We start from the raw sequence: 10,544 nt of genomic DNA, 5'->3' as shown, positions 1-10,544 counted from the left end.
CGAAGCGTTCATTGCGCAGGTGCTCCCGAGGCCGTCTGACCACTTTCCTTGAGGGCCTTGGTGACTTCCGGCGGCATGTATTTCTCGTCGTGCTTGGCCAGCACTTCATCGGCCACCACCACGCCGTCGGCGTTCAGCTTGCCCAGGGCGACGATGCCCTGGCCTTCACGGAACAGGTCCGGAAGGATGCCGCGGTAGGTGATCGGCACGGATTTGGCGAAGTCAGTGACCACGAAACGCACATCCAGCGAGTCGCTGGAACGCTGCACCGAGCCCTTCTCGACCATGCCGCCGGCGCGGATGCGGGTATCCAGCGGCGCTTCGCCGTTGGCGATCTGGGTCGGGGTGTAGAACAGGTTGATGTTTTCCTGCAGCGCGCTGAGGGCCAGGCCCACGGCGACACCGAGGCCGGCGAGCAGGCCGAGGATGATGAACAGGCGCTTCTTGCGTAGCGGATTCACTTGGCGTTCTCCCGGCGCAGACGGCGCGCCTCTGCTTGCAGGTAACGGCGCCGTGCCAGCAGCGGCGAAGCGACGTTGACGGCCAGTACCAGCAGGCAGATGCCATAGGCAGACCAGACATAAAGGCCGTGACGGCCCATGGCGAGAAACTCGCCGAAGGATGCAAAGCTCATCGTGCGTTCCCCAGGCTATTGAGCACTTCTTCCCGGACCCAGCTTGCGCGAGCTTCGCGCTTGAGCACTTCGAGGCGCATGCGCACCAGCAGCACGGCGCCGAAGAAACAGTAGAAACCGAGCACGGTCAGCAGCAGCGGCAGCCACATTTCCACCGGCATCGCCGGTTTCTCGGTGATGGTGAAGGTGGCGCCTTGGTGCAGGGTATTCCACCATTCCACCGAGTACTTGATGATCGGGATGTTGATCACCCCGACGATGGCCAGCACCGCGCAGGCCTTGGCCGAGCTCTCACGATTGCTGATCGCGTGGCCGAGGGCAATGAGACCGAAGTACAGGAAAAGGAGGATGAGCATGGACGTCAGGCGGGCATCCCAGACCCAGTAGCTGCCCCAGGTCGGCTTGCCCCAGATGGCGCCGGTGACCAGCGCCAGCGCGGTCATCCAGGCGCCGATGGGCGCGGCGCTCTGCAGGGCGACGTCGGCGATCTTCATCTTCCAGACCAGGCCAACCACCCCGGCCACCGCCAGCATGACGTAGCAGGACTGCGCCAGCATCGCCGCCGGCACATGGATGTAGATGATCCGGAAACTATCGCCTTGCTGGTAATCCTGCGGCGCGAAGGCCAGGCCCCAGACCACGCCAGTGCCGATCAACACCACCGCGGCGATGGCAAGCCAGGGCAGCATGCGGCCACTGATGCCGTAGAACCATTTGGGAGAACCGAGCTTGTGAAACCATGTCCAGCTTATTGCGCTGCTTTTCATCACGGTACATCCAGGGTCTTTGCTGGGCGTGGCCCAGACCTCATTATTCGCCGACGCTGATTTTCAGGCCGGCGGCTATTGCGAAAGGTGCAAGGGTGATTGCCAGGGCGGCCAGACTACCGAGCCAGAGCAGGTATCCGGTTGCAGGCATAGCTTGCACTGCTGCTTGTAAGGCGCCACTGCCCAGGATCAACACCGGGATATATAGCGGCAGAATCAGTAGCGCCAGAAGCAGACCACCTCGTTTCAATCCGACGGTCAGGGCCGCACCCACGGCACCCAACAGGCTCAGCACCGGAGTGCCGAGCAAGAGTGATGCCAGCAAGACCGGCAGACATTCCACGGGCAATCCGAGCATCACCGCCAGAAGCGGCGACAACAATACCAGTGCCAGCCCGGAAAAAACCCAGTGTGCCAGCACCTTGGCCAGTACCAGTAGGGGCAACGGGTGCGGCGAAAGGACCCACTGTTCGAGCGATCCGTCCTCGAAATCACTGCGAAACAGCCCGTCCAGCGAGAGCAGGACGGCCAAAAGCGCGGCCACCCAGACTAACCCTGGAGACAAGTTTTGCAACAATTGTGTCTCAGGTCCGACCGCAAGTGGAAACAATGCGATGACGATCGCGAAAAAAACCAGCGGATTGGCCAGTTCCGCCGGACGGCGGCAGAGCAGTCGGGCTTCGCGACGTAACAACAGGACAAATACACTCATGCGGCCCACTGCCCCAGGTTGATATCACGGTAACCGGACGGCGTGCGTTCCAGCGTATGGTGGGTGGTCAACACGACCATGCCGCCGCTCTCGCAGTGCCGCGCCAGGTGCGCTTCGAGCTGGGCGACGCCTTGTTTGTCGAGGGCGGTGAACGGCTCGTCGAGGATCCACAGCGGCGGGCTGTCCAGGTAGAGCCGGGCCAGCGCCACGCGGCGCTGCTGACCAGCGGACAGGGTGTGACAGGCAACGTCCTCGAAACCGCGCAGGCCTACCGCCTCCAGCGCCTGCCAGATGGCGTCGCGGCTGGCGGGGCGGTGCAGGGCGCAGAGCCAGGTGAGGTTTTCTTCCGGGGTGAGCAGGTCCTTGATCCCGGCCGCATGGCCGATCCACACCAGGGAGCGGGCCAGTTCCGTGCCCTGCCCGGCCAGCGGCTTGCCGTTGAGCAGCACCTCGCCATGGGTCGGTTGCATCAGGCCGGCCAGCAGGCGCAGCAGGCTGGTCTTGCCGCTGCCGTTGGGACCGCTGATCTGCAGCATGTCGCCGGCCGACACCTGCAATTCGAGGTGTTCGAAGAGCATCCGCCAGTCGCGCTCGCAGGCCAGGCCCACGGCTTGGAGTTGAGGAGTCACAGATTCGCCTTATGGTTTCGCAGACTGTCTCAAGTCGGTACAGGCCTGGCCGTTATAGTGACAACGAAAACCTGGCCGACCGGTCTGGTCGCGAGCGCCGCCGGATCCTGCGCTCGCGGAAGAAATCGGCCGGCATTATACATGCCATGTCCTACTGTAAAGAGGGCTATTTGAACAGGTCGCAACGCGAATGACAGGCGAAATAAACAGCCTTGGCCCACAGGTTCCCGCCAATGCGCAGGTGCGTGCCGCGGCAATGACCGGCGAGCTGGTAAAGCTGGTGGAAGCCCAGCCCGATCTGGTGCCCGCCGGCGAAACGACCAAGGGCGAAGTGCTGTCGCTGCGTCAGGTAGGCCAGGAGTTTCAGTTGCTCCTGCGCCTGATGCAGGCCAACGGCCAACAAGTGACAGTGCAGACCACCGCCAACCAGCCGCTGGCCCAGGGCAGCCAGTTACTGGTCAGCCAGCCGACCTCGAACCAGTTGAGCCTGACGCTGCAACAGGCCATCGCCAGCAATGTCGCCACCCTCACCCGCCTCGACAGCCGTGAATTCCCGGAAGGCACATTGGTGCAAGGCAAGGTGCTGACCACCCAGCTGCAGTCGCAGACCGGCAACCTGCCAGCGGTCTACCGCTCATTGGTCAGCCTGCTCAATACCGCCCAGGCGGGCTCGACCCTCGCCATCGACTCCCCTCGCCCGCTGCCGCTGGGCAGCCTGCTCAGCGCGCGGGTGCAGGGCGACCAGGCGCTGAGCTTCGTGCCCCTGAGCGGGCGACAGGATCAGATGGCGATTGCCCAGAACCTCAGCGCCCAGCAAAACCGCCAGGCCTCGCTGCAGGGCATGCTCGCGGCCATGCAGCGCATCGCCAGCGACGACGGCCAGCCGGAGCAGGTGCGCACAGCGGTGGACAAACTGCTCGCCAGCCTGCCGGATGTCCGCCAGTTCAGCGACACCCGCCAGGTGGCCCAGGCCCTCAGCAACAGCGGCTCGTTCCTTGAAGCGCGGCTGTTCAACGGCGCCACCGGCCAATTGGCGCCCGACCTCAAGGCGCAGATGGTGCGGCTGGTGGCACAACTGCTGCCCAACGTGCCGGGCGGCACCCTGTTCAGCCCGAGCACGGCAGCGATCGTGGCCCAGGCCCTGCCGGGCATGGTGCGCAGCGCCCTCGGCGCCCTTGGCCAGGTAGCCCCGAAACCGCACCCTGGCAGCTTCCCGCTGCCCACCCGGCTGTTGCAGAACCTTGAAGAAGAAGGCGACCTGCAACACCTGTTGCGCCTCGCCGCCGCGGCCATTTCGCGGGTGCAGAGCCATCAACTGGCAAGCCTGGAACAAACCGGCACCACCGCCGACGGCAACCTGCAAACCACTTGGCAACTGGAAATCCCCCTGCGCACCGGCCCGGAATTCATGCCGATGCAGGTCAAGGTGCAGCGCGAAGAAACCAAGGAACAACAGGCTGATCCCGAACGCGAGCGGCGTGATCCGCTGGAAATGCTCTGGCGTGTCGAGCTGGCGTTCGACCTGCACCCGCTGGGGCCCTTGCAGGTCCAGGCGCAGATCACCCAGGGCAACCTGTCCAGCCAGCTCTGGGCAGAACTGCCGGCCACCGCGCAACTGATCGAAAGCCAATTGGGCGACCTGCGTGCGCGATTGGTGGCACGTGGCGTCAACGTCAGCGAATTGCACTGCCACCAGGGCGTACCGCCGCTGGGGCCGCGCACGCATCTGGAACAACGCTGGGTGGATGAAAACGCATGAGCAAGAAAACACCCCGCCAGGCGATTGCCCTGAACTACGACGGCGCCCGCGCCCCGACCCTGACGGCCAAGGGCGACGACGAACTGGCGGAAGCGATCCTGGCGATCGCCCGCGAGCACGAAGTGCCGATCTACGAGAATGCCGAGCTGGTGAGGTTGCTGGCGCGCATGGAACTGGGCGACAGCATTCCGGAAGCGCTGTACCTGACCATTGCCGAGATCATCGCGTTTGCCTGGCAATTGAAGGGCAAGATGCCGGTGGGGTTCAACGACGAGGGGCCGGTGGAACGGGATATCACACCGGATTTGAAGCGATTGCCCGGGCCTCGATGAGCGGGCATGGATTCATCGCAGCATCGGTATCCAAACTCTCGCAGGCAATCGCAAACCGTCAGCCGCTTGCGATCCGCTCCCACAGTTCGCGATGGCCTGACGCCTTGGGCTCGCCCTCGAGAGGTCTAGATGCCTATGCTCATCGCTGGCAAGCCAGCTCACACAGGATTTTCGGGGCTGACACAACACCTGTGGGAGCCGGCTTGCCGGCGATGAGTCCCCAAAACGCGACAAAAAACCTTCAGCCCTTGTGCAACTTGCTCATCAACTCCGCCTCAGCCTGGGTCAAACCGCAGGTCTGGGTCAGTTCGTCGACGCTGGCGCCCATGCCCACCAGCCGCGCCGCCTGAGCAAACGACAGGCTGTTGGGATCACGCTGCTCCAGTTGCAACATCTTCTCCGGCAGGGGCGCGACCGCCGCACGCAGTTCGTGCAACGCCTCGCCCATCGCCACCGAGCTGTTCTGGTAGTCGTCCAGGCGCTTGCCCAGGTCCTTGATGCGCTGGTCACGCAACGCATCGCCCTGAGCCTGCTGCGAGGCCATTTCGCGCTGGCGCTTGCTGTAGCCGATGAACAGCCACACGCTCAACGCCCAGAGCATCGCCAGGAATACAACCGCAACCTCCAGGATCAACTCAGATGTTCTCCAGCTCGGACCACTCTTCCTCGGTCATCATCTTGTCCAGCTCGACCAGGATCAGCAGTTCGCCGTTTTTGTTGCAAACGCCCTGGATGAACTTGGCCGACTCTTCGTTACCGACGTTCGGCGCGGTTTCCACTTCGGACTGACGCAGGTAGACCACTTCGGCCACGCTGTCGACGAGGATGCCGACCACTTGCTTGTCTGCCTCGATGATGACGATCCGGGTGTTGTCAGTGACGTCGCTTGGCGCCAGGCCGAAACGCTGACGGGTGTCGATCACGGTCACCACGTTGCCGCGCAGGTTGATGATCCCCAGCACGTAGCTCGGTGCACCCGGAACCGGCGCGATCTCGGTATAGCGCAGCACTTCCTGGACCTGCATCACGTTGATGCCGTAGGACTCGTTGTCCAGGCGGAAGGTTACCCACTGCAGGATCGGATCTTCGGAACCCTGTCCAGACGTCTTTTTCATTCCCCTAACCCTCAAAAACCGCCGTCGGCGGAGTGCTCAGTGCGATCGCGCCGGTGCGCGACCGATCATTTATGGTTCAACTGCATCTTCTTGACCGCACCACTGGCGATCAACTCGGCCAACTCGGCGACGTCCAGCAATGCGCACATGTGTTCGATCACCGTGCCGGCCAGCCACGGTCGCTGGCCGCGCTGGGTACGCCACTTGATCTCGCTCGGGTCCAGGCGCAACGAGCGGCTGACCTGATGCACCGCCAGCCCCCACTCATAGCCCTGCACCGAAATCACGTACTGCAGACCGTCGCGGAAATCGTCGCGATAGCGCTCGGGCATGACCCAGCGCGCGGTGTCCAGCACCTTGAGGTTGCCCGCCTGGCTCGGCAGGATGCCGAGGAACCAGTCCGGCTGGCCGAACAGCGGCGTCAGTTCGTGACCGTGCAGCGAATAGATCGACCCAAGGCACACCAACGGCACCGCCAGGGTCAGCCCGGCAACATCGAACAGCAGGCATTCGAACGGCTCCGCGGCCCAGGACGGACGACCGTCGACCGTCTTCGGCGGCTGCGGCACATCCGGGGCCAGGTGGACCTCCACCAGCGGCTCGATCAGCGCAGGCGCCTCGACAACCGGTTCGATGACCGGCGCAACGACCTTCTCGACCACCGGCTCTACCACCGGTGCAACCTTCAGGACCGGCGGTGCGACCACGACCCTGGCCGGCGCAGGCTCGGCGAAGGTGGTCGGTGCGGCGGTGGTTTCGCGGCGCGCATCGCGGGCCTGCTCTTCCAGCACCGCGGCCTGGAACTCATCCAGCACCTGGGTGGAAACCGGTGGCGCGGGCGGCTCGGCCGCCACCGGGATTACCGGCGGCAGCGTTGGTACAACCACAGGTTCCGCGTAAGGCAGTTCTTCAGTGGCTTCATGCAGCAACCCGTCGAGGTACGACTGCAAGGCCATTTGTGGCCGGGTGGCGAGGTTTTGCGGACGGTTCATCAAGCCACCTGCGCCACGGATTTCTGCGTCAGCAGGTGCTTGAGCAAGGCGCGATAAGCCACCACGCCGCGGCTCTTGGCGTCGTATTGCGACGGTGTCACCCCCGCCCGGCTGGCATCGCGCAGGCGGGTATCGACCGGGATGTAACCTTGCCAGATGTCGTCCGGATAGCCGTCACGCAGCACTTTGAGGGTGCCCATGGACGCTTGGGTGCGACGGTCGAACAGGGTCGGCACGATGTGGAACGGCAGCGCCTGGCGGCGCGAACGGTTGACCATCGCCAGGGTGCTGACCATCCGCTCCAGGCCCTTCACGGCCAGGTATTCGGTCTGTACAGGGATAACCAGTTGCTGGCTGGCCGCCAGCGCATTGACCATCAGCACGCCGAGCAGCGGCGGGCTGTCGATCAGGGCGTAATCGAAATCCTGCCAGAGCTGCGCCAGACTCTTGGCGATTACCAGGCCCAGGCCGTTCTGCCCGGGCGACTGGCGCTCCAGCACCGCCAGCGCGGTACTGGACGGCAACAGCGAAATCTTCTCGTGGCTGGTGGGCAGCAGCAGTTGCCCCGGCAAGCCTTCGGGCACCGTGCCCTTGTGCTGGAACAGGTCGAAGTTGCTGTGCTCCAGGGTGTCGGGGTTGTGCCCGAAATAGCTGGTCATCGACCCATGCGGGTCGAGGTCGACCACAACCACGCGCCGCCCGGCATCAGCCAGCAAACCTGCCAGGGCGATGGACGTGGTGGTCTTGCCGACGCCACCTTTTTGATTGGCTACTGCCCAGACTCTCATGCGCTGCTTCCTCCCGGTCCGACCGTAGCCAGCCGGGATCGATTAAAAGGTCGACGACGACGGAGAATTGACGGGATTGCTCCCGGCCGTCGGTGATACCACGGGCGGTGCAGTTTGTGTGCCAGCGCGCTTGAGCGCAGCATCCGGGCTCGCATTGGCGGTGCCGGTACCGGTCAGGCTGCGGCGCACTTCCAGGTTGCGCGAAATCACCAGCACGACGCGACGGTTCTTCGCCCGCCCTTGCTGGGTGGTGTTGCTGGCGATCGGCTGGAACTCGCCATAGCCGACGGACGCCATGCGCGCCGGATTGACCCCTTCCATGGCCAGCAGACGGACGATACTCGCCGCCCGCGCCGACGACAGCTCCCAGTTGGTCGGGTACTGCGCGGTACGGATCGGCTGGTCATCGGTGAAACCTTCGACGTGCACCGGGTTGGCGAACGGTTTGATGATATTCGCCACTTTCTCGATCAGGTTGAACGCGACATCACTGGGCATGGCGTCACCGCTGCCGAACAGCAGCGAGGAGCTCAGCTCGATCTCGATCCACAGTTCGTTGCCGCGCACGGTCATCTGGTCGGATTTGATCAGGTCGCCGAAGGCCTGCATCACTTCATCGGTGATGGTCTTGAGCGGATCGGCGCTGGTCTGGGCGAGGCCGGCATCGACCTGCTCGCTGTCCTTGATCAGGGGTTGCGCCGGCCGCACGCTCAGTGGTCGCTCCTCGCCAATGGGGATCGGCTTGGTGCTGCGCTCGGCATCGGTGAACACGCCGATAAGCGCCTGGGACATGATTTTGTACTTGCCCTCGTTGATCGAGGAAATCGAGTACATGACCACGAAAAACGCGAACAGCAAGGTGATGAAGTCCGCGTAGGACACCAGCCAGCGTTCGTGATTCTCGTGTTCCTCGACTTTGCGGCGACGGGCCATGGTTACTCCATGAAGCCCTGAAGCTTCAGTTCGATCGAGCGCGGGTTCTCGCCTTCGGCGATCGACAGCAGGCCCTCAAGGAGCATCTCCCGATAGCGCGATTGCCGCATGACTTGCGCCTTGAGCTTGTTGGCCACGGGCAGGAGGATCAGGTTGGCACTGGCCACGCCATAGATGGTGGCGACGAACGCCACGGCGATGCCGTTACCCAGTTGCGACGGGTCGGCCAGGTTGCCCATGACGTGAATCAGGCCCATGACCGCACCGATGATGCCGATGGTCGGCGCGTAGCCGCCCATGCTTTCAAACACTTTGGCGGCCTGGATGTCGCGGCTTTCCTGGGTGAGGAAATCCACTTCGAGAATGCTGCGGATGGCTTCCGGCTCGGCGCCATCCACCAGCAGTTGCAGGCCCTTGCGCGCATACGGGTCGGGTTCGGCATCGGCCACGCCTTCCAGGCCGAGCAAGCCTTCCTTGCGTGCGGTGAGGCTCCAGTTGACGACCCGGTCGATACCGCCGGCCAGATCGACCCGTGGCGGGAACAGGATCCAGCCGAAAATCTGCAGCGCACGCTTGAACGAACTCAGCGGCGACTGCAGCAGCGCCGCCGCCAGGGTGCCACCGAGCACGATCAGTGCTGCCGGGCCGTTGAGCAGCGCGCCGACATGACCGCCTTCGAGCAGGTTGCCGCCAACGATTGCGACGAAGGCGAGGATGATACCGAGAAGGCTGAGAACATCCATCAGACGCACGCCTCAACCAGATGACGACCGATGTCGTCGAGACCGTAGACCGCGTCAGCCAGGTTGGCTTTGACGATCGCCATCGGCATGCCGTAGATCACGCAGCTCGCTTCATCCTGAGCCCAGACCTGGCTACCGCCCTGCTTGAGCAGACGCGCGCCTTCGCGGCCGTCGGCGCCCATGCCGGTCAACACCACCGCCAGCACCTTGTCACCGTAGGACTTGGCCGCCGAACCGAAGGTGATATCCACGCACGGCTTGTAGTTCAGACGCTCGTCGCCCGGAAGGATTTTCACCATGCCGCGACCATCGACCATCATCTGCTTGCCGCCGGGCGCCAACAGGGCCAGACCCGGACGCAGCATGTCGCCGTCCTCGGCTTCCTTGACGTTGATCTTGCACAGCTTGTCCAGGCGCTCGGCGAACGCCTTGGTAAAGGCCGCCGGCATGTGCTGGATCAGCACGATCGGCGCCGGGAAATTGGCTGGCAGTTGGGTCAGCACCCGCTGCAGCGCGACCGGACCACCGGTGGAGGTACCGATAGCCAGCAGTTTGTAGGCCTTGCGCTTGGGCGCGGGCGAATTGCTTGCCGCCGGCGCCTGGGTCGGCTGACGGGTCGGCAGCGGCGCACTGGCGCGGGCGGCGCCGAGGGACGACACCGGGCTGGAAGAAGTGGTGGTCACCGCCGGCAGCGTGCTGGCGTAGCTGCTGAAACGACGGTTGCTGCGGGAGATGGTGTGAACCTTCTCGCACAGCATCTGCTTGACCTTGTCCGGGTTGCGCGAGATGTCTTCGAAGTTCTTCGGCAGGTAATCGACGGCGCCGGCATCCAGCGCATCGAGGGTTACCCGGGCACCTTCGTGGGTCAGCGAGGAGAACATCAGCACCGGGGTCGGGCAGCGCTGCATGATGTGGCGAACTGCGGTGATGCCATCCATGGTGGGCATCTCGTAGTCCATGGTGATGACATCGGGTTTGAGCGACAGTGCCTGGTCGATCGCTTCCTTGCCATTGGTAGCGGTGCCGACGACCTGGATGGTCGGGTCCGCCGAGAGAATTTCCGAGACACGGCGGCGGAAGAAACCGGAATCATCCACCACCAGGACCTTGACTGCCATAAACACTCCATTAGGTAGCGCG

Annotated in this window: 14 protein-coding genes; 2 read left to right on the top strand and 12 right to left on the bottom strand. The window is 63.8% G+C overall.

Going from position 1 to position 10,544, the window contains the following annotated elements; translation table 11 throughout:
* Nucleotides 1–8: 8 nt before the first annotated feature.
* From ccmE to ccmA, 5 genes are read right to left on the bottom strand one after another with little or no spacing between them, the layout of a single operon-like run.
* Nucleotides 9–461: a cytochrome c maturation protein CcmE gene (gene ccmE / locus NTD82_RS16535; protein ID WP_095156995.1), complete on the bottom strand. Its 453-nt coding sequence runs from the start codon at nt 459–461 to the stop codon at nt 9–11.
* The gene (gene ccmD / locus NTD82_RS16530) at nt 458–634 is read right to left on the bottom strand and encodes a heme exporter protein CcmD (protein ID WP_095156994.1); all 177 of its coding nucleotides are present in this window, start codon (nt 632–634) and stop codon (nt 458–460) included. The genes ccmE and ccmD overlap by 4 nt, the downstream gene beginning before the upstream one ends.
* Nucleotides 631–1,401, bottom strand: a complete 771-nt coding sequence (locus NTD82_RS16525; protein ID WP_262129483.1) for a heme ABC transporter permease — start codon at nt 1,399–1,401, stop codon at nt 631–633. Before NTD82_RS16525 ends, ccmD begins: the two co-directional genes overlap by 4 nt.
* 43 nt (nt 1,402–1,444) lie before the next feature.
* Nucleotides 1,445–2,113: a heme exporter protein CcmB gene (gene ccmB / locus NTD82_RS16520; protein WP_095156992.1), complete on the bottom strand. Its 669-nt coding sequence runs from the start codon at nt 2,111–2,113 to the stop codon at nt 1,445–1,447.
* Nucleotides 2,110–2,742, bottom strand: a complete 633-nt coding sequence (gene ccmA / locus NTD82_RS16515) for a cytochrome c biogenesis heme-transporting ATPase CcmA (RefSeq protein ID WP_262129482.1) — start codon at nt 2,740–2,742, stop codon at nt 2,110–2,112. The genes ccmB and ccmA overlap by 4 nt, the downstream gene beginning before the upstream one ends.
* A 190-nt stretch (nt 2,743–2,932) precedes the next feature.
* Between ccmA and NTD82_RS16510 the strand changes: the two genes are divergently transcribed.
* Entirely contained in the window at nt 2,933–4,501 is a 1,569-nt protein-coding gene (locus NTD82_RS16510) for a flagellar hook-length control protein FliK (protein ID WP_262129481.1), read from the top strand.
* On the top strand, nt 4,498–4,833 hold the full coding sequence (locus tag NTD82_RS16505; RefSeq protein ID WP_095156989.1) for an EscU/YscU/HrcU family type III secretion system export apparatus switch protein: 336 nt from the start codon (nt 4,498–4,500) through the stop codon (nt 4,831–4,833). The genes NTD82_RS16510 and NTD82_RS16505 overlap by 4 nt, the downstream gene beginning before the upstream one ends.
* Nucleotides 4,834–5,074: 241 nt before the next feature.
* Here NTD82_RS16505 and NTD82_RS16500 read toward each other — a convergent pair whose 3' ends face one another.
* The 7 genes from NTD82_RS16500 to NTD82_RS16470 form a co-directional block, all read right to left on the bottom strand.
* Complete coding sequence (locus tag NTD82_RS16500; RefSeq protein WP_095156988.1) at nt 5,075–5,467, bottom strand: DUF2802 domain-containing protein; 393 nt, start codon at nt 5,465–5,467, stop codon at nt 5,075–5,077.
* A 1-nt stretch (nt 5,468) separates the two neighbouring features.
* Nucleotides 5,469–5,948, bottom strand: a complete 480-nt coding sequence (locus NTD82_RS16495; RefSeq protein WP_095156987.1) for a chemotaxis protein CheW — start codon at nt 5,946–5,948, stop codon at nt 5,469–5,471.
* A gap of 65 nt (nt 5,949–6,013) precedes the next feature.
* A complete protein-coding gene (locus NTD82_RS16490) occupies nt 6,014–6,940 on the bottom strand; it encodes a CheW domain-containing protein (RefSeq protein WP_262129480.1) in 927 nt (308 codons plus the stop codon).
* Nucleotides 6,940–7,728 (bottom strand): ParA family protein, encoded by a 789-nt coding sequence (locus tag NTD82_RS16485; protein WP_095156985.1) that lies wholly within the window; start codon nt 7,726–7,728, stop codon nt 6,940–6,942. The genes NTD82_RS16490 and NTD82_RS16485 overlap by 1 nt, the downstream gene beginning before the upstream one ends.
* Before the next feature lie 42 nt (nt 7,729–7,770).
* Entirely contained in the window at nt 7,771–8,661 is an 891-nt protein-coding gene (gene motD / locus NTD82_RS16480; protein ID WP_262129479.1) for a flagellar motor protein MotD, read from the bottom strand.
* Between the two features lie 2 nt (nt 8,662–8,663).
* Entirely contained in the window at nt 8,664–9,404 is a 741-nt protein-coding gene (locus NTD82_RS16475; RefSeq protein WP_095156983.1) for a flagellar motor protein, read from the bottom strand.
* Entirely contained in the window at nt 9,404–10,522 is a 1,119-nt protein-coding gene (locus NTD82_RS16470) for a chemotaxis response regulator protein-glutamate methylesterase (RefSeq protein WP_175651541.1), read from the bottom strand. Before NTD82_RS16470 ends, NTD82_RS16475 begins: the two co-directional genes overlap by 1 nt.
* Nucleotides 10,523–10,544: the final 22 nt, after the last annotated feature.

It is taken from the genome of Pseudomonas sp. 5P_5.1_Bac1 (assembly GCF_025466015.1).
In the GTDB taxonomy this organism is placed as follows: Bacteria; Pseudomonadota; Gammaproteobacteria; order Pseudomonadales; family Pseudomonadaceae; genus Aquipseudomonas.
The sequence above is the reverse complement of the archived record's forward strand: the minus strand, read 5'-3'. Positions and strand labels throughout refer to the sequence as shown.

Bases quoted from the DNA above. Each gene is read 5' to 3' on its own strand.
- ccmD (WP_095156994.1), bottom strand. From the start codon at position 634: ATGAGCTTTGCATCCTTCGGCGAGTTTCTCGCCATGGGCCGTCACGGC.
- NTD82_RS16525 (WP_262129483.1), bottom strand. From the start codon at position 1,401: ATGAAAAGCAGCGCAATAAGCTGGACATGGTTTCACAAGCTCGGTTCT.
- ccmB (WP_095156992.1), bottom strand. From the start codon at position 2,113: ATGAGTGTATTTGTCCTGTTGTTACGTCGCGAAGCCCGACTGCTCTGC.
- NTD82_RS16510 (WP_262129481.1), top strand. From the start codon at position 2,933: ATGACAGGCGAAATAAACAGCCTTGGCCCACAGGTTCCCGCCAATGCG.
- NTD82_RS16505 (WP_095156989.1), top strand. From the start codon at position 4,498: ATGAGCAAGAAAACACCCCGCCAGGCGATTGCCCTGAACTACGACGGC.
- NTD82_RS16495 (WP_095156987.1), bottom strand. From the start codon at position 5,948: ATGAAAAAGACGTCTGGACAGGGTTCCGAAGATCCGATCCTGCAGTGG.
- NTD82_RS16490 (WP_262129480.1), bottom strand. From the start codon at position 6,940: ATGAACCGTCCGCAAAACCTCGCCACCCGGCCACAAATGGCCTTGCAG.
- NTD82_RS16485 (WP_095156985.1), bottom strand. From the start codon at position 7,728: ATGAGAGTCTGGGCAGTAGCCAATCAAAAAGGTGGCGTCGGCAAGACC.
- motD (WP_262129479.1), bottom strand. From the start codon at position 8,661: ATGGCCCGTCGCCGCAAAGTCGAGGAACACGAGAATCACGAACGCTGG.
- NTD82_RS16475 (WP_095156983.1), bottom strand. From the start codon at position 9,404: ATGGATGTTCTCAGCCTTCTCGGTATCATCCTCGCCTTCGTCGCAATC.
- NTD82_RS16470 (WP_175651541.1), bottom strand. From the start codon at position 10,522: ATGGCAGTCAAGGTCCTGGTGGTGGATGATTCCGGTTTCTTCCGCCGC.